The organism is Azohydromonas caseinilytica (assembly GCF_012927045.1).
Lineage (GTDB): Bacteria > Pseudomonadota > Gammaproteobacteria > Burkholderiales > Burkholderiaceae_C > Azohydromonas > Azohydromonas caseinilytica.
Window position 1 is genome coordinate 21,942 of record NZ_JABBFW010000028.1, and the last position, 15,634, is coordinate 37,575.

Below are 15,634 nucleotides of genomic sequence, written 5' to 3' on the forward strand. Positions count from 1 at the left end.
GCAAGCCGGGCATTCGTAGCCGAACCACCATGCGTTGCATGGAGTGGAGGCAAGCAAGGAGGCTGCCATGCGACACCTGAGCACCGCCATCGTTGCGACTGCGCTTGTCAGCGCTGCGCTTTCGTCCTGGAGCCAGCCGGGCCCGGCTGCCAGTGCGCCCATGCACGGCCCCAGGACCCACTGGGGACGTGACTACACCCCGGGCTGGGCCATGATGAGCGAGGCCGAGCGCAAGGAGCACCGCGAGCACATGCAGGGCTTCAAGACCTACGAGGAGTGCAAGGCCTACATGGACAAGCACCACGAGGAGATGGCCGCGCGCGTGAAGGAGCGCGGTGGCAAGCCGCTGGCGCAGCCGCGGCGCGACGCCTGCGCCGGGCTCAGGAAGTAGGGCCTGGACACGCCGTCTCTGCCCAGTGGTCGATTTCGCAACGGACCTGGCACATTCGTACATCCCGGCAGCGCCGGTCAAGCCAAGTTTGCCTTCTACAGAGGCGGCTTTTTCCCGACCATGCCGATCAGCGCCGACATGCCGCGGTGCCCTTCACCCTCCTCGATCACCGCGTCGTAGGCGCGCAGCTCGACGATGTCGAGTGCCTTGAACGAGGCTGCGAGCAGCTCTTCGGTATACAGGTGCTCCGCGAACGGCGGGCCGCCCGTCTTGTAGTCGAGCTGCCTCGGGGTGTAGCCCTGCAGCACGAGATGCCCCTCGGGCTTGAGCGTCGTGACGATGTTCTCGAAGAGGCGCGCGCGCATGGCCGGGTTGGCGAACTGCACGAACATCGCGACGACGTAGTCGTAGGCGCCGGGCTGCCAGGTGCGGGCGTCGCAGTCCGCCTGCTGGAAGTTGACGTGCACGCCCTTGAGGCGGGCGAGCTCCCTGGCCTTGGCGATGCCGACGTCGGAAAGGTCGAAGGCATCGACCTGCAGGCCGCGCCCGGCCAGCCACACGCTGTTGCGCCCCTCTCCATCGGCCACGCACAGCACCTTTCGCCCCGGGACGAAAAGGTTGCGGTGGCTGGCCAGGTAGGCGTTGGGCGCGGTGCCGAACAGGTACTCGGCGCGATCGAAGCGCTGGTTCCAGGTCTGCTGGGCATCGGGGAAGCCGGTGTTGTCCATGGGTGTCGGGGGATGGGTCAATGCAGGCCAGCCGGGTGCCTTCAGCCCTGCGGGCTCTGGGCCATCTGGGGGCAGAATTGCTGCAGCTGCTCGGGCAGGTGGCCGGGGCACACGCCGCACTGCCGGTTGCCCGGCACCGCGTAGTCGATGAACTTGGGATAAGCCAGGTTCAGGCCGGCCATGATCCGCTTGAACTCCTCCATGGTCTTGCCGCCTCCGAGGCGCGGATTGCGGACCTTCTCCTGCGCCACCGAGGAGACATGGCGCCCGCTGTAGTCGTGCGCCGGGTAGACCAGGGTTTCGTCGGCCAGCGTGAAGAGCTTTTGCGTGACGCTGCGGTACAGCGCCTCGGCGTCGCCGTTCTGGAAGTCGGTGCGCCCGCAGCCGTCGATGAGCAGCGCGTCGCCGGTGAAGACGCGGTCCGCCATGCGGTAGGCGAAGTGGCCGTCGGTGTGGCCGGGCGTGTGCAGGGCGTCGAGCGCGATCGATCCGAGCTGCACCGGCTTGCCTTCCTCGACGGGCAGATCCACGCAGGGCAGGCGGTCGATGGCGGGAGCGGCGATCCGGCTGCCCGTGCGCTTCTTGAGCTCCAGGGCGGCCGTGATGTGGTCGGCATGGATGTGCGTGTCGAGGGTGCAGGCCAGCCGCAGGCCCAGCGCCTGGAGCACTTGGAGGTCGCGGTCCATGGCGTTGATCACCGGGTCGATCAGCACGGCCTGGCCGGTGTGCTCGCAGCCCAGCAAGTAGGTGTAGGTGCTGGAAACCAGTTCGAAGAGCTGCCTGAAGATCACGGTGGGCCTCCTGCCGAAAACGGCGGTTGATGGATATCGGCCATGGCGGGCCACGGGGTGGACATCGCGGTGCCGGGCAAGCGGCTTGCGAGGGCCGTGCTAATCGAGCCCGGCGGCGGCCTCGTCGGTGGCCTGGAACCGGTCCATGCGCAGCAGCACCGCCACCACCAGCATGGCGGCCACCGGGCCCGCCGCCGGGTAGAGGATGGACGCCACCACGGGTGCCACCAGCACCAGCTGCCGCAGGCCCACGCTGTAGAGCACGCCGGCCTTGCGCACGTAGGCCATGCCGGCCGTGTGCCACTGCTTCCTGGCCGGCGAGTTCACCGGCATGCCGCCGACGAAGCCGACATGGTTGTAGTAGCGCACGGCCACCACCGAGGACACCAGCGAGGCAAACAGCAGCGCCAGCAGCACCAGCTCCAGCGCCAGGCGCGGCGTGAAGGGCGCCGCGCCCCGTCCCATGCCGGCGAAGGCCTCGTGCAGGGACGGCGCCGCCAGCGTCACCGTGCCCATGAGACCGAGCGCGGCGGTGGACGCGGTCATCGTCGCGGACATGAGCGAGTTGCGCAGGGTCTGCACCGCCAGGATCTCGCTGCCCGGCTGGGCGGACACCGCGGCGAACCACGCCTCGCGCAGCGTGGCGTGGGCACTGCGCGCCCAGCGCTCGGGCCGCAGCCGCTGCGCCACGAACAGCCAGACCTCGTAGGCCAGCAGCACGCCCACCGTCACGAAGACCGGCACCCAGGCCCACGCACCGTGATCCATGGCGGCTTCAGGCGGCTTGGCGCTGATGGATGTGCCTGCGGCGCTCCAGCAGCTCGTACAGGCCCATGCCCGCCAGCATGGCGACGACGAACACCACGGCCTTGGCCTCGCCCAGGCCCAGCGCCGTCAGCGCCGGCCCCGGGCAGAAGCCGGCGATGCCCCAGCCGATGCCAAACAGCGTGCTGCCCGCCACCAGCCGGCGGTCGATGTCGCGCGCGGTGGGCAGCTTCATCTCGGCGCCCAGCAGCGAGACGGTGCGCCGGCGCGCGAGCGTGAAGGCCACGAGGCCGACAGCGATGGCGCCCGCCATCACGAAAGCCAGCGAGGGGTCCCAGGCGCCCGCAAGGTCCAGGAAGCCCAGCACCTTGGCCGGGTTGGCCATGCCGGAAACGATCAGGCCCAGCCCGAAGACCAGGCCAGCGAGCAATGCGGTCAGTGCGAACATCAAAGCCTCCTCAGAAGCCGAGCACGTGGCGCGCCACGAACACCGTGGCGAAGCCCGCGGCCATGAAGGTGACGGTGGCCACGAGCGAGCGCGGCGACAGGCGCGAGATCCCGCACACGCCGTGGCCGCTGGTGCAGCCGGAGCCGTAGCGCGTGCCCACGCCCACCAGCAGGCCGGCCACGACCAGGGCGCCATAGCCGGCGTCGATGCGCACCTCGGGCGCGTCGGCAAAAAGCATGTAGACCAGCGGTGCGCCGATCAGGCCGGCCAGGAAGGCCACGCGCCAGGCGATGTCGCCGCGCAGCGGCTTGAGCAGCCCGCCCAGGATGCCGCTGATGCCGGCGATGCGGCCGTTGAGCAGCACGAACAGGGCCGCGGCGATGCCGATGAGCACGCCGCCGGCCAGGGCGGGCCAGGGCGTGAACGCGTTCCAGTCCAGGGTCATGACTTACTCCTTGGGGCAGTACAGGCGATAGAGCAGCGCCAGGATCTCCAGCAGCGCGGGATCGGCGACGCTGTAGAAGACGTTCTTCCCCTCGCGGCGCGTGCTGACCACGCCCTCGTTGCGCAGCACGCCCAGCTGCTGCGACAGCGTGGGCTGGCGGATGCCCAGCCGCTGCTCCAGATCGCTCACGCACATCTCGCCCTGCGAGAGCTGGCACAGCAGCAGCAGCCGGTCCTCGTTGGCCAGCACCTTGAGCGCGCCGACGGCGCGCCCGGCGGCGCTGCGCAGCACGTCCGGGTCGATGGCAATGGGGGTGACGGGCATGTTGTCTTCCTCGTTTTACTTGACTACATTATATTCATTTACATAGTATCAATCAATAGATCAACAACGAGGAGCCCCATGAGCACCCGCACCACCATCGAGTCCTTCTTCGACCCGGCCACCTGGACGGTGTCCTACGTGGTCTCGGACAACGCCACCGGCTGCGCGGCCGTGATCGATCCCGTGCTGGACTTCGACTTCAAGTCCGGACGCACCGGCACCCGGTCGGCCGACGCCATCGCGGCCTATGTGCAGGCGCAGGGCCTGAGCGTGCAGTGGATTCTTGAAACCCACGCGCATGCCGACCACCTCTCGGGCGCGCGCCACCTGCAGCAGCGCCTGGGCGGGAAGGTTGCCATCGGCGAGCGCATCCGCGAGGTGCAGGCGACCTTCAAGAAGCTCTACAACCTGGAGCGCGAGTTCCTGCCCGACGGCAGCCAGTTCGACCACCTCTTCAAGGACGGCGAGACCTTTCGCATCGGCGAGGTCGAGGCCACGGCGCTGCTGGTGCCCGGGCACACGCCGGCCGACATGGCCTATCGGGTGGACGACGCGGTGTTCGTGGGCGACACCCTGTTCATGCCCGACGTGGGCACGGCGCGCGCGGACTTTCCCGGCGGCGATGCCCACACGCTCTACCGCTCGATCCGCCGCCTGTTGGCGCTGCCTGCGGCCACGCGGATGTTCGTCTGCCACGACTACCCGCCCAAGGGCCGAGAGGCGGCCTGGGAAACGACGGTGGCCGAGCAGCGGGCGAAGAACCTCCACGTGCACGATGGCGTGAGCGAGGACGAGTTCGTGGCCCTGCGCCAGGCGCGCGACGCCACGCTGGAGGTGCCCACGCTGATCCTGCCCTCCATCCAGGTCAACGTGCGCGCGGGCCGGCTGCCGCCGCCCGACGACAACGGCGTGGCCTACCTGCGCATCCCGCTCAACGCCCTCTGAAGCTGCGGCGCAGTTCTGCCGGCAACGGCCGCGCCGCGCCACTGTTGGAAAGCAATTCATGGACATCCGCACGCTGACCGGCGAGCTTTCGGTCTCGCCGCAGCTCACCCTGGACGACATCCACGCCGCGGCCGAGGCCGGCTACCGCACCCTCGTCTGCAACCGCCCCGACGGCGAGGCGCCCGACCAGCCCGGCTTTGCCGAGATCGAGCGCCGCGCCGCGGAACTGGGCCTGCAGGCCCGCTACCTGCCCGCCGAGCCGGGCAAGGTCAGCATGAAGCAGGCCGCGGCCTTCGCCCGGTTGATGGATGAGTGCCCGAAGCCGGTGCTGGCCTACTGCCGCAGCGGCCTGCGCTCGGCCACGATGTGGGCGCTGTCACAGGCACAGCACATGCCGCTGCCACGGATCGTTGAACGGGGTGCTGAAGCCGGCTTCGATCTCAAGGGCGTGGTGCGCCGTATCGCCAACGGTGGACGTACTCCCGTGGAGGCGGCGGACGCCACGCACGAGGTCGTCATCGTCGGCGGCGGCGCCGCGGGCATCGCGGTGGCATCGAGCCTGCTCGCGCGCGCCCCGGGGCTGGACATCGCCATCATCGACCCGGCCGACGTGCACTACTACCAGCCGGGCTGGACGCTGGTAGGTGGCGGCGTGTTCGGCGTGGCCGACACCGCGCGCACCATAGGAGCGGTGCTGCCGCGCGGCGTGCGCTGGATCAAGTCGGCCGTGGCCGCCTTCGAGCCCGAGCGCGATGCCGTGGTCCTGGACGGCTGCCGCGTCGTGAAGTACCGCCAGCTCGTGGTCTGCCCCGGCCTCAAGCTCGACTGGGATGCCGTCGAGGGACTGGCCGAAAGCCTGGGCCGCCACGGCGTGACCTCCAACTACCGCTACGACCTGGCACCCTACACGTGGGAGCTGGTGCGGGGCCTGCGCGGCGGGCGCGCCGTCTTCACGCAGCCGCCGATGCCCATCAAGTGCGCCGGCGCACCGCAAAAGGCCATGTACCTCTCGGCCGACCACTGGCGGCGCAGCGGTGTGCTCCAGGACATCGAGATCGACTTCCGCAGCGCGGGTGCGGCGCTCTTCGGCGTGGCGGCCTACGTGCCGGCGCTGATGGAGTACGTCGAGCGCTACGGCATCCATCTGCACTTCGGCCAGACGCTGGTGGCCGTGGACGGCCCGGCGCGCGAGGCCACGTTCCGCCGCACGGCGGCGGAGGGCACCCAGGAAACCGTCCGCGTGGGCTTCGACCTGCTGCATGCCGTGCCGCCGCAGAAGGCGCCCGACTTCGTGCGCGCAAGCCCGCTGGCCGACGCCGCGGGCTGGGTGGACGTGGATGCGGCCACGCTGCGCCACAAGCGCCTCGCCAACGTCTTCGCCCTGGGCGACGTGACCAACGCCCCCAATGCCAAGACCGCGGCGGCCGCGCGCAAGCAAGCGCCGGTGCTGGCGCACAACCTGCTGGCACTGCGCGGCCTGGCCCAGGGCGAGGCCCGCTACGACGGCTATGGCTCGTGCCCGCTGACGGTGGAGCGCGGCAAGGTCGTGCTGGCCGAGTTCGGCTACGGCGGGCAGCTCGCGCCCAGCTTCCCGAAGTGGCTCCTCGACGGCACCCGGCCGTCGCGGCTGGCCTGGTACCTCAAGGAGCGCATCCTGCCGCCGCTGTACTGGCAGGGCATGCTCAAGGGCCGCGAGTGGCTGGCCAAGCCGGAGCTGGTGGGCTGAGGGGCCGTCCACCGATGAAGTGTGTCTATCCGATGCCTTCGCAACCGGCGGGGCGCGGCACGAAGGAGGTTGAAACCATGAAACCCAATGTTGGCGGCATCGACCGCATCCTGCGCATCCTCGTGGGCCTGGCGCTCATCGCCCTGGCCGCCACGGGCACCATCGGCGCCTGGGGCTACATCGGCGTCGTGCCGTTGCTCACGGGCGTGCTGCGCACCTGTCCCGCCTACAAGCTGCTGGGCCTCGACACTTGCCCGCTGCACAGGCGTTGAGCCCCGGCCGCCATGGACGACGACTTCAGCATCGATCTGGTACAGCAAGCCGACTACCGCTTCGAGGTGCGCTTCGACAACCCGGCGCTGCCCGTGCTGGTGACGGACGAGAACGCCCCGCTGGGCGGCGACGCCGGCCCCAGCCCGTCGCGGCTGCTGGCCGCGGCGGTCGCCAACTGCCTGAGCGCGAGCCTGCTGTTCGCCCTGCGCAAGTTCCACAACGATCCCGGCACGCTGCGCGCCCACGCGCGCATGACCCTGGGGCGCAACGAGGCCCAGCGGCTGCGCGTGCAGCGCATCGACGTGGCGCTGCACCTGGGAGTGCCGGCGGCGCAGCTCAGGCAGCTCGAACGCCTCCTGGGCCAGTTCGAGGACTTCTGCGTCGTGACGCAGAGCGTGCGCGCCGCGTTCCCGGTGGGCGTGGAGGTCTTCGACGCCACGGGCGAGCGGCTGCACCCGCTGCCGCGTTAGGCGGCTTGCACGGCAGGCAGCAGCAGCCGGGCCTCCAGGCCCTTGGCCGCCCTGGGCATGAGCTGGAGCTCGCCGCCATGGCGCCGGGCGATCGACTCGACGATGGACAGCCCCAGGCCGCTGCCGGTGCTGCCGCCGTTGCGCCGCCAGAAGCGCCGCGGGGCCTGCTCGCACTCCTGCGCCGTCATCCCCGGCCCCTCGTCGAGCACGCTGAACGCCACGCCGGTGTCCATGCCGGCCAGGCGCAGCACCACCGCGGAACCTGGCGGCGCATGCCGCAAGGCGTTGTCCAGCAGGTTGCGCAGCGCGCACACCAGCAGCGGCAGCGGCACGGGCACCGAGGCCTGCAGCGGTGCGCCCTCCAGCGTGACGCGGCCGGGAGCGGCGGCCGAGGCGTCGGCGATGGCCAGCCGTGCCGCTTCCTGCGCGTCCGCCTGGGCGGCCTCCGGCGTGGCGGCCTGGCCGTCCAGCCGTGCCAGCAGCAGCAGCTGGTCCAGCGTGTGCTGCAGCCGCGCCACGCCGCTCTCGGCATTGGCCAGGGCCTGGGCCGTGGTCTCGTCGAGGTCGCGGCCCCGGCACGCCAGGCGCAGCACCTGCAGGTGGGTCTTGATGGCGGTCAGCGGCGTGCGCAGCTCGTGGGCGGCATCGTCGGTGAAGCGCCGCTCGCGCGCGATGGTGTCCTGCACGCGCTGCAGCAGGTGGTCCACGGTGCCGATGAGCGGGCGCAGCTCGGCCGGTGCGTCGATGGGCGGCAGCGGCGTGTGCGCGTCGGCCGGCCGATCGGCCAGCACCCGGCGCATGCGCTCCAGCGGGCGCAGCCCGCGGCCCACCCCGATCCACAGCAGCAGCAGGCTGCCGCCCAGCGCGATCGCGAAGGGCACGGCCGCGGACAAGGCCACCTCGCGCAGCAGCCGCGTGCGCACATCGAGCCGGTCGGCGGTGGCGATGCGCAAGCCCCCGACCTCCAGCACGTAGGTGCGCCAGAGCTTGCCGCCGAACACCTGCGTGCTGTAGCCCGCCGCCGCAGCCTGCAGGCCCGGGCTGGAGCCGGTGCGGGCGATGGTCTGCGGCAGCTGCCACACCTCGCCGCGCACCAGGCTCACCTCGCAGGCCAGCCCATCGCGGCCGATCACGTCCAGGGCCGCGGCATCGGCGCCGCCGCCGCGCAGCCGCTCGGGCGGCAGCTGCGCCACGAGCCCGGCCACCATGCGCGCCGAGGCGGCCAGCCGCTCGTCCAGCGCCGTGCGCAGCTCCTGGCGCACGTCCAGGAACATCCACACCGCCACCGCGCTCCACAGCGCCGCCAGCGACAGCGCCAGGATCGCCACCAGGCGCGCGCGCAGCGTCTTCACCGCACGTCCTCCGCCCGGCCCAGCCGGTAGCCCAGCCCGCGCACCGTCTCCACGATGCCGGCGCCGAGCTTGCGCCGCAGGTGGTGGATGTGCACGTTCACGGCGTTGCTCTCGATCTCGGTCCCGAAGCCGTAGAGGCTGTCGTGCAGCTGGTCGGCGCTGAGGATGCGGCCCGGGTTGTGCAGCAGGGTGCTCAGCAGGGCCAGCTCGCGCCGCGACAGCTCCACGCTCCGGCCGTTGAGCCAGGCCTCGCCGCTGGAGGCCTGCAGCCGCAGCGCCCCGTGCTCGATGGCGTCGCTGGCGCGCCCGCTGGAGCGGCGCAGCAGCGCATGCAGCCGCGCATGCAGCTCCTCGAGGTCGAAGGGCTTGACCAGGTAGTCGTCGGCGCCCGCGTGCAGCCCGGCGACGCGATGCTGCACCGCATCGCGCGCCGTGAGCACCAGCACCGGCGTGAGCACGCCCTGCGCACGCCAGCGCGCCAGCACGCCCATGCCGTCCTCGTCGGGCAGGCCCAAGTCCAGCACGCAGGCGTCGAACTGCGAGGCGGCCAGCGCCGCGCGTGCTTTGGAGGCCGTGTCCACGTGATCGACCGTGAGGCCCAGCAGCCGCAGCCCGGCCACGATGCCGCTGGCCACCAGGGGGTCGTCCTCGATCAGCAAGACACGCAAGCGCAACTCCAGGAAACAGCGAAGGGACAGGCGAGCGACTGTTGCCGCGGTCGATGAAGGCAGCGTTAACGACGCGTTAATCGGTGCTGTCAAGCATGCGCGGCATTGCAACGACGCCCCTGGGCGCATGTGAGCTTCATGCCCGCTGTCCGACATTTTCCCGCGCGCCTGGCCGCCGCCTGCGGCGTGGGGCTGCTCATGGCGCTGTCCTGGCCCGCGCAGGGCGCGCAGGAGTTCCTGGCGGCCGAGCAGGCCTTCGAGCTGCAAGCCGTCGGGCTCGACGCCGGCCAGGCCCGGCTGCAATGGCGCATCGCGCCGGGCTACTACCTCTACCGCGAGCGCTTCGCGGTCAGCGCCTTGCCTTCCGGGCAGCCGCTGCAGCCCACGCTGCCGCCGGGCGAGCGCAAGGACGATCCGAACTTCGGCGTCATGGAGGTCTACCACGGCAGCGTGGCGATGCAGCTCGATGCCGCAGGCGCTGAAGGCTTGCGCGTGACGTGGCAAGGCTGTGCCGAGGCCGGCCTGTGCTATCCGCCCCAGACCCGCACCGTGCAGCTCGCCGCCACCGCTGCGGCGTTCGTGCCGCCCGGCACCGCGGCACCCGAGTTGGAGCCCGCGCAAGCCTCCAGCACCTGGAGCCTGGACAGCGACGGCGACATCGCCCGGCTGCTGCGCGAGCGCAGCCTGGCCTGGACGCTGCCGCTGTTCTTCGCGCTCGGGCTCGCCCTGGCCTTCACGCCCTGCGTGCTGCCGATGTTGCCCCTGGTGTCCAGCCTGGTCGTGGGCCGGCAGGCCGCGCCGCGTCGCGCTCTTGGCCTGTCCCTGGCCTTCGTGCTGCCCATGGCGGCCACCTACGCCGCGATGGGCGTGGCCGCCGCGCTGGCCGGCGCCAACCTGCAGGCGCTGCTGCAAAACCGCTGGACGGCGCTGGCGCTGGGTGCTCTCTACGGGGTGCTGGCGCTGGGCATGTTCGGCGCGTTCACGCTGCAGCTGCCCGCCGCGCTGCGCGAGCGGCTGGGTGCGGCCAGCCGCCGCCAGCACGGCGGTGCGCCCGCCAGCGCCGCGGCGCTGGGCGTGCTGTCCGCGCTGCTGGTGGGGCCGTGCATGACCGCGCCGCTGGCCGGAGCGCTGCTCTACATCGCGCAGGACGGCCGCGTCGCCCAGGGGGCGCTGGTGCTGTTCTCGCTCGGGCTGGGCATGGGCTTGCCGCTGGTGCTGGCCTCCACGCTGGGGGCGCGCGTCCTGCCGCGGCCGGGTCCGTGGATGGAATGGGTCAAGGGCGCCCTGGGCTTCGCGCTGCTGGGCAGCGCCGTGTGGATGCTCGAGCGCGCCGTGTCCGCGCCGCTGGCGCTGCTGCTGTGGGGCGCGCTGCTGTTGGGGGTGGCGGCGGCGCTGCTGCACCGCTCGCCCGCGCAGCCCGCCGCGCCCGCGCCCCGGGCCGTGCTGGCGCGCACCGCGGCGCTGGTGGCCGGACTCTGGGGTGGCGCGATGGTGCTGGGAGCGGCCGCTGGCGCCTCGGACCCGTGGCGTCCGCTGCCGCTGGGCGTGGCGTCGGCGCACCCGGCGGCTGAGCTTCGTTTCGAGCCGGTGGCCAGCGTCGAGGAGCTCCACGCCCGGGTGGCGGCTGCCCGCGCCGAGGGGCGCGCGACGATGGTGGACTTCTATGCCGACTGGTGTGTCTCGTGCAAGGCCATCGAGCGCGAGGTCTTCGCCGACGCGCGTGTGCAGCAGGCGCTGGCCGGCATGGTGCTGCTGCGCGCGGACGTCACGGCCAACGACGCGCGCCACCAGGCGCTCATGCACACGCTCCAGGTCGCCGGCCCGCCCACGGTGCTGTTCTTCGACGCCCAGGGCCGCGAGCGGCGCTCGGCGCGGCTGGTGGGCGAGTTCGACACGGCGCAGTTGCTGCAGCGTCAGGCCACCGTCGGCCAGAGGTCGCCTGTTGTCCAGGAGCAGCCCGCATGACGCCGGTGCTGCAGCAGGCGCAGCACGCCCACCCGGACGTGAACTTCGTGTTCGTGAATCAGGGTCGACGCGCAGGGCCGCCTGGCCGCCACCCGCGTCGGCGAGCTCTCGGCCGCCACGCTGGCACAGCCGCTCCAGCGCCTGCGCCAAGCCCCTTCCACCACTCACCCCGACACACCACGCCAATGACGACCCTCCTGTTTTGCAACGTCCGTTCTTTCGTGCTCCGGCTCCTGGGCGCATGCCTGCTGGCAACGATGAACCTGGGCCTGGCCACGACCGCAGCGGCACAGGGCGCCGATGCCGACACCAGCCGCGAGGTGTGGGCGCAACTGGGCGAGAGCCGCTGGATCGCCGACGGGCGAGACGACGCGCCGCGCAAGGTCTACGTCTTCACCGATCCCAACTGCCCCTTCTGCGCCAAGTTCTGGGCCGACGCCCGGCCCTGGGTCGATGCCGGCAAGGTCCAGCTGCGCCACGTCATCGTGGGCATCCTCACGCCCACCAGCGCCGGCCGGGCTGCGGCGCTGCTGGCCGCCTCTGACCCGGTGGCCGCGCTGGCGGCGCACGAGCGCGCCCACGCCGGCCCCACCCAGCAGGCCCTGGCCGCCGGCGGCCGCCCCAGGCCCCTGGGCGAGGCAGGCGTGAAACCACTGTTCACCGTGCCGGCCGCGCTGAAGTTGCAGCTCGACCGCAACGCGATGCTGATGACGGCCTACGGGCTGCAGGCCACGCCGGCCGTGGTCTGGCTCGACGACAAGGGCCAGGCCCAGGCGCGCCAAGGCATTCCGGACGGCGCGCTGTCCACGGTCCTCGGACCCCAGTGACGCAGGCTTGAAGCGCCGCTGCGTCCGGCGGCATGACCCACCCGACAAGGAGCACCCATGACCACGTCCCCAGACCAGCCGGCACTGCGCATCGTGCTGCATGCCCCCACGGTGGCCGCCCTGGCGCGGGCGCGCAGCAACGCCACGAACCTGCAGCGCGGCGCACCGTACGCCTTGGTGCGCATCGTCGTCAATGCCGAGGCGGTGGCCGCGGCGCTCGACCAGCCCCATGCCGAGGTGGACGGCCTCACGCAGGTCTGCGGCAACACCCTGCAGCGGCTGGGCCGGCAGGCCCACGCACCGCTGGCCGTGCTGGCGCAAGGCGCCGTGCTGGCCCTGGCCGAGATGCAGCGCGATGGCTGGAACTACATCCGGGCCTGAACCCGAAACCGGCCCGCATTTCTGCCGTGAACCTCTGATGCCATGCATCGCATCGGCGGTTGCGGTCACAGCGCAAGAGATCCATTCACTGACGAGGCGACAAACCATGAAGCGCTTTTCCTGCCTGACCGCTCTGGCACTGGCCAGCACCTGCGCCCTGGCGGCCGCGCCCGGCATCAAGGACGCCGCGGCCTACGACGTGTCGAAGCTGCCCGACGACCCCTACGGCCGCCTGGTGCGCTACGGCAAGGAGCTCACCGAGAAGACGCCGGCGCACCTCGGCCCCGAGGCGAAGAACGCGAAGCTGCGCTACGCCGCCAACAACCTCGCCTGCGCCTCGTGCCACCAGGCGGCCGGCACCAAGAGCTTCGCCATTCCCTGGGTCGGCGCGCATGCCACCTTCCCGCAGTACCGGGCCCGCGAGGATGCGGTCAGCACGCTGCAGGAGCGCGTCAACGGCTGCATGGAGCGCAGCATGAACGGCAAGCCGCTGCCGCTGGACAGCCAGGAGATGAAGGCCTTCATGGCCTACATGCACTTCCTCTCCAGGGACGTCCCGGTCGGGGCCCGCGTCGAGGGCCAGGGCCTGCCTGCCTTCGCCCCGCCGGCACGGCGCGCCGATGTGCAAGCCGGTGCCCAGGTGTACGCGGGCAAGTGCGCGAGCTGCCACGGCGCCGACGGTGCCGGCGTGCGCGCGGGCAAGGCCGGTGACGGCCAGGGCTACCTGTTTCCGGCGCTGTGGGGGCCGGACAGCTTCAACAACGGCGCGGGCATGAACCGGCTGCTCACGGCCGCCGCGTTCATCAGGAGCAACATGCCGCTGGGGACCACGCACGCCAGTCCGCAGCTCAGTGACGAGGAGGCCTACGACGTGGCCGCCTACGTGCTGAGCCAGCCGCGGCCCGTCAAGGCCGGCCTGGACAAGGACTTCCCGGCCCGCTGGAACAAGCCCGTGGACGCCGCCTTCGGCCCGTATGTGGACGGCGCACCGGCCGAGCAGCACAAGTACGGCCCGTTCCAGCCGCTCACGGAGAACATGAAGAAGCTGCGCCCCACCGCCGCCAAGTAGGTCGCCGCAGGGCCCTGCGCGAGAGCCCGGGTCGCAGGCGCGGGACATGCGTCAGCCACGGGGCGCTCGTGAAATCCCCGGGCTGCTCGGGAACCATGCTTGCTGCGCCGCCCCCGAGAGAGCGAGGCCCGGCCTTGACCGGCATGTCGCTCCAGTAACGCCTCCCAAGCTCTCACCGCAAACCAGAGGACGCCCATGGCAACGTTTGAGCCTGACACCTGGACCGCTGCGTTCAAGCGGATGCTCGGTCGCTGGGGATTGTTTCCCTCACCGACCACAGCGCAGCACGTCACCGAGATGGAGCAGCTCGCCGACTTGCTGCACCAGACCGAACGGCAGCTGAACCGGGCCCGCATCCAGCACCTGTGCGAGGCCATCAGCCTGCGGCAGCTGCAGGCGCTGTGGCGGCAGAAGATCCCTGAGGTCCAGCAACTTCTGCGCAGGGCCCCCCTGGAGCCCGGCCTGCTGGACACGTGGTCACGCCGCAAGATCGCCCAGGCCATCGAGAGTTGGGAGAGCGTCGTCCAGGCCGCCTCCCAACGCTCGCTGCAGGTCCTGGACTTCTGCAATCTGCAAGGGGCCCTGGAGGAGGTTTCCAACGCCTTGTTCATCTGTGCCCGCGTCGAACGCGGCCTGGTTGGCCGGACGTAGGTACCCGATCAATGCGGCTTGCATGGCCAGGAGGTGGCATGCGGCAGTCTCGGATGCTGGCCTGATCCTTCAACCCAGCTCGCTTCCGGTGGCGGCCACCTCCAGAGGCCATGCCCGGAGGCCGCAAACTTGACCTGACGCAAGTCCGCAACCACGTAGCGGATGAGCATGTCAGGGCCATGGCACACGCCTCGTTTGTCGCGCGTGCGGCCGGCTTCATCAGCGGGCGCCTCGTCGCGCGGCTGCTCGCCCGCGGCCAGGACAAGCCCGAGCGCACGCAAGCCCAGCCCGCACGGCCGGCGGCTGTGCGTGCATTGCGCTGACCTCACCGCCTCCTGAGCGCGGCGCGACGACACCAGCGGTCGATGAATCCGCTTCCACGAGCCCGCTCACTCCCGAGGAGGTCACGATGAGAGTCCATCAGATGTCCACAGGCGCCCTGGCGGCCGCTCATGCCGCCGCGCTGCTGGCCCTGGCGCCGGCGCAGGCCCCGGGTGCCGCAGCGGCTCTGCCCCCGCCGACCGAATGGAACGAGTCGCCCGATCCGGACGGGCTGTACGGCTATTGCGAGCCGGGCGGTTCGGCGCTGGGCGCCAAGTCCGGTCAGGTCTATGGGGTCGGCGAGACCCTGGCCCAGGTCATCGCCATCAAGGTGCTGAGTTGCCGGCCGTACACGGGCGGCGGCCCGACCTTCAAGGTGCCCTGCCCGCGGGGAACGCCCTATGCCTACTGCGTGGCCAACGACAACGACGGCATCGGCAACGACATCTATTTCGGCATCCTCAAGGCCGACGCCACCACCGACCCCAACGCGCCTTATGCCGGTTGCCCCGCAGGCGCACGGCTCAAGCCCAAGCTGGACATCGTCCGGCTGGCCGGCCGGGACCCCACGCGGATCAACGGCATCGTGACCCTGTCATGCCGGGCGGCGGTGGCGCCGGGGTCGGCATCGGTGGCCGTGGCGGATTGTCCGGCGGGACCCCATCCGTATGCCTATTGCCTGCGCGCCTCGAACGATGGCGCGGGCAACGACGTCACCGTGGGCGTGGTGGGCGCCAACGGCCCGGGCGACCCCCATGCCCTGTACGGCGAGTGCAACACCCAGTTCGCCGCCTACGGCATACAGCCCGGGTTCAGGCCCAAGACCAGTCTGGTGACGGCCGTGGGGCGCTCCATCCGGTCCCTGCGCAGCATCGACCTGATGGGCTGCAACGCCCGCTCGGGCTGGGGCCCGGCCATGCCGGCAAAGCTCGAAGCGAGGTCCTGCGTCTATCTGTCCAGCATCGGCTGGATGAACCCGCTGCTGGCGCGGCGCTACGACTACTGCATCTGGGGCGTGGACGCCCGCGGCAACGCGGTCCTGGCGGGCGTCAACAAGCGCTGACGCCACCGCAACGCGCGGCCGCTGGCGCGTT

General features: G+C 71.3%; 20 protein-coding genes. 12 read left to right on the forward strand and 8 right to left on the reverse strand.

Annotated elements, in window-relative coordinates:
• Positions 1-67 precede the first annotated feature (67 nt).
• Positions 68-391: a hypothetical protein gene (locus HHL10_RS24720; RefSeq protein ID WP_169163074.1), complete on the forward strand. Its 324-nt coding sequence runs from the start codon at positions 68-70 to the stop codon at positions 389-391.
• A gap of 95 nt (positions 392-486) precedes the next feature.
• Here the strand turns inward: HHL10_RS24720 and HHL10_RS24725 are convergent, their stop codons facing one another.
• The 6 genes from HHL10_RS24725 to HHL10_RS24750 form a co-directional block, all read right to left on the reverse strand.
• Positions 487-1,119 (reverse strand): class I SAM-dependent methyltransferase, encoded by a 633-nt coding sequence (locus tag HHL10_RS24725; protein WP_169163075.1) that lies wholly within the window; start codon positions 1,117-1,119, stop codon positions 487-489.
• 41 nt (positions 1,120-1,160) lie between these two features.
• The gene (locus HHL10_RS24730) at positions 1,161-1,910 is read right to left on the reverse strand and encodes an MBL fold metallo-hydrolase (RefSeq protein ID WP_169163076.1); all 750 of its coding nucleotides are present in this window, start codon (positions 1,908-1,910) and stop codon (positions 1,161-1,163) included.
• Positions 1,911-2,009: 99 nt separating this feature from the next.
• Positions 2,010-2,678: a DUF599 domain-containing protein gene (locus tag HHL10_RS24735; protein WP_169163077.1), complete on the reverse strand. Its 669-nt coding sequence runs from the start codon at positions 2,676-2,678 to the stop codon at positions 2,010-2,012.
• Positions 2,679-2,685: 7 nt separating this feature from the next.
• Positions 2,686-3,123 (reverse strand): YeeE/YedE family protein, encoded by a 438-nt coding sequence (locus HHL10_RS24740; protein ID WP_205833200.1) that lies wholly within the window; start codon positions 3,121-3,123, stop codon positions 2,686-2,688.
• 10 nt (positions 3,124-3,133) lie between these two features.
• Positions 3,134-3,568 (reverse strand): YeeE/YedE family protein, encoded by a 435-nt coding sequence (locus HHL10_RS24745; protein ID WP_169163079.1) that lies wholly within the window; start codon positions 3,566-3,568, stop codon positions 3,134-3,136.
• A gap of 3 nt (positions 3,569-3,571) precedes the next feature.
• Positions 3,572-3,892: an ArsR/SmtB family transcription factor gene (locus HHL10_RS24750; RefSeq protein WP_169163080.1), complete on the reverse strand. Its 321-nt coding sequence runs from the start codon at positions 3,890-3,892 to the stop codon at positions 3,572-3,574.
• 78 nt (positions 3,893-3,970) lie between these two features.
• Between HHL10_RS24750 and HHL10_RS24755 the strand changes: the two genes are divergently transcribed.
• From HHL10_RS24755 to HHL10_RS24770, 4 genes are all read left to right on the forward strand, one after another.
• Positions 3,971-4,837 (forward strand): MBL fold metallo-hydrolase, encoded by an 867-nt coding sequence (locus tag HHL10_RS24755; protein WP_169163081.1) that lies wholly within the window; start codon positions 3,971-3,973, stop codon positions 4,835-4,837.
• A 58-nt stretch (positions 4,838-4,895) separates the two neighbouring features.
• On the forward strand, positions 4,896-6,563 hold the full coding sequence (locus HHL10_RS24760) for a bifunctional protein tyrosine phosphatase family protein/NAD(P)/FAD-dependent oxidoreductase (RefSeq protein ID WP_169163082.1): 1,668 nt from the start codon (positions 4,896-4,898) through the stop codon (positions 6,561-6,563).
• A gap of 77 nt (positions 6,564-6,640) precedes the next feature.
• Positions 6,641-6,835: a YgaP family membrane protein gene (locus HHL10_RS24765; RefSeq protein ID WP_169163083.1), complete on the forward strand. Its 195-nt coding sequence runs from the start codon at positions 6,641-6,643 to the stop codon at positions 6,833-6,835.
• 12 nt (positions 6,836-6,847) lie between these two features.
• On the forward strand, positions 6,848-7,306 hold the full coding sequence (locus HHL10_RS24770; protein WP_169163084.1) for an OsmC family protein: 459 nt from the start codon (positions 6,848-6,850) through the stop codon (positions 7,304-7,306).
• Here HHL10_RS24770 and HHL10_RS24775 read toward each other — a convergent pair.
• Both HHL10_RS24775 and HHL10_RS24780 read right to left on the reverse strand, forming a co-directional pair.
• Positions 7,303-8,658, reverse strand: coding sequence for an ATP-binding protein (locus HHL10_RS24775; protein WP_169163085.1), 1,356 nt, complete (start codon positions 8,656-8,658; stop codon positions 7,303-7,305). The genes HHL10_RS24770 and HHL10_RS24775 overlap by 4 nt on opposite strands.
• Positions 8,655-9,326, reverse strand: coding sequence for a response regulator (locus HHL10_RS24780; RefSeq protein ID WP_169163086.1), 672 nt, complete (start codon positions 9,324-9,326; stop codon positions 8,655-8,657). The genes HHL10_RS24775 and HHL10_RS24780 overlap by 4 nt, the downstream gene beginning before the upstream one ends.
• Before the next feature lie 138 nt (positions 9,327-9,464).
• Between HHL10_RS24780 and dsbD the strand changes: the two genes are divergently transcribed.
• The 7 genes from dsbD to HHL10_RS24815 all read left to right on the forward strand — a co-directional run bounded on the left by dsbD (position 9,465) and on the right by HHL10_RS24815 (position 15,603).
• On the forward strand, positions 9,465-11,291 hold the full coding sequence (gene dsbD / locus HHL10_RS24785) for a protein-disulfide reductase DsbD (RefSeq protein ID WP_205833201.1): 1,827 nt from the start codon (positions 9,465-9,467) through the stop codon (positions 11,289-11,291).
• A 257-nt stretch (positions 11,292-11,548) separates the two neighbouring features.
• On the forward strand, positions 11,549-12,118 hold the full coding sequence (dsbG, locus tag HHL10_RS24790) for a thiol:disulfide interchange protein DsbG (RefSeq protein WP_235971782.1): 570 nt from the start codon (positions 11,549-11,551) through the stop codon (positions 12,116-12,118).
• Between the two features lie 57 nt (positions 12,119-12,175).
• Positions 12,176-12,499 (forward strand): hypothetical protein, encoded by a 324-nt coding sequence (locus HHL10_RS24795; protein WP_169163088.1) that lies wholly within the window; start codon positions 12,176-12,178, stop codon positions 12,497-12,499.
• 106 nt (positions 12,500-12,605) lie between these two features.
• Positions 12,606-13,568: a c-type cytochrome gene (locus HHL10_RS24800; protein WP_169163089.1), complete on the forward strand. Its 963-nt coding sequence runs from the start codon at positions 12,606-12,608 to the stop codon at positions 13,566-13,568.
• A 195-nt stretch (positions 13,569-13,763) separates the two neighbouring features.
• Positions 13,764-14,219 carry a hypothetical protein gene (locus tag HHL10_RS24805; protein WP_169163090.1) on the forward strand — a complete coding sequence of 152 codons (456 nt, stop codon included), beginning with the start codon at positions 13,764-13,766 and terminating at the stop codon, positions 14,217-14,219.
• Between the two features lie 179 nt (positions 14,220-14,398).
• The gene (locus HHL10_RS24810) at positions 14,399-14,542 is read left to right on the forward strand and encodes a hypothetical protein (protein WP_169163091.1); all 144 of its coding nucleotides are present in this window, start codon (positions 14,399-14,401) and stop codon (positions 14,540-14,542) included.
• Between the two features lie 86 nt (positions 14,543-14,628).
• Complete coding sequence (locus HHL10_RS24815) at positions 14,629-15,603, forward strand: hypothetical protein (protein WP_205833202.1); 975 nt, start codon at positions 14,629-14,631, stop codon at positions 15,601-15,603.
• Positions 15,604-15,634 lie beyond the last annotated feature (31 nt).

Coding starts and splice junctions, on each gene's coding strand:
- HHL10_RS24720 (WP_169163074.1), top strand. CDS start 68: ATGCGACACCTGAGCACCGCCATCGTTGCGACTGCGCTTGTCAGCGCT.
- HHL10_RS24725 (WP_169163075.1), bottom strand. CDS start 1,119: ATGGACAACACCGGCTTCCCCGATGCCCAGCAGACCTGGAACCAGCGC.
- HHL10_RS24735 (WP_169163077.1), bottom strand. CDS start 2,678: ATGGATCACGGTGCGTGGGCCTGGGTGCCGGTCTTCGTGACGGTGGGC.
- HHL10_RS24740 (WP_205833200.1), bottom strand. CDS start 3,123: ATGTTCGCACTGACCGCATTGCTCGCTGGCCTGGTCTTCGGGCTGGGC.
- HHL10_RS24745 (WP_169163079.1), bottom strand. CDS start 3,568: ATGACCCTGGACTGGAACGCGTTCACGCCCTGGCCCGCCCTGGCCGGC.
- HHL10_RS24750 (WP_169163080.1), bottom strand. CDS start 3,892: ATGCCCGTCACCCCCATTGCCATCGACCCGGACGTGCTGCGCAGCGCC.
- HHL10_RS24755 (WP_169163081.1), top strand. CDS start 3,971: ATGAGCACCCGCACCACCATCGAGTCCTTCTTCGACCCGGCCACCTGG.
- HHL10_RS24760 (WP_169163082.1), top strand. CDS start 4,896: ATGGACATCCGCACGCTGACCGGCGAGCTTTCGGTCTCGCCGCAGCTC.
- HHL10_RS24765 (WP_169163083.1), top strand. CDS start 6,641: ATGAAACCCAATGTTGGCGGCATCGACCGCATCCTGCGCATCCTCGTG.
- HHL10_RS24770 (WP_169163084.1), top strand. CDS start 6,848: ATGGACGACGACTTCAGCATCGATCTGGTACAGCAAGCCGACTACCGC.
- dsbD (WP_205833201.1), top strand. CDS start 9,465: ATGCCCGCTGTCCGACATTTTCCCGCGCGCCTGGCCGCCGCCTGCGGC.
- dsbG (WP_235971782.1), top strand. CDS start 11,549: ATGAACCTGGGCCTGGCCACGACCGCAGCGGCACAGGGCGCCGATGCC.
- HHL10_RS24795 (WP_169163088.1), top strand. CDS start 12,176: ATGACCACGTCCCCAGACCAGCCGGCACTGCGCATCGTGCTGCATGCC.
- HHL10_RS24800 (WP_169163089.1), top strand. CDS start 12,606: ATGAAGCGCTTTTCCTGCCTGACCGCTCTGGCACTGGCCAGCACCTGC.
- HHL10_RS24805 (WP_169163090.1), top strand. CDS start 13,764: ATGGCAACGTTTGAGCCTGACACCTGGACCGCTGCGTTCAAGCGGATG.
- HHL10_RS24810 (WP_169163091.1), top strand. CDS start 14,399: ATGGCACACGCCTCGTTTGTCGCGCGTGCGGCCGGCTTCATCAGCGGG.
- HHL10_RS24815 (WP_205833202.1), top strand. CDS start 14,629: ATGAGAGTCCATCAGATGTCCACAGGCGCCCTGGCGGCCGCTCATGCC.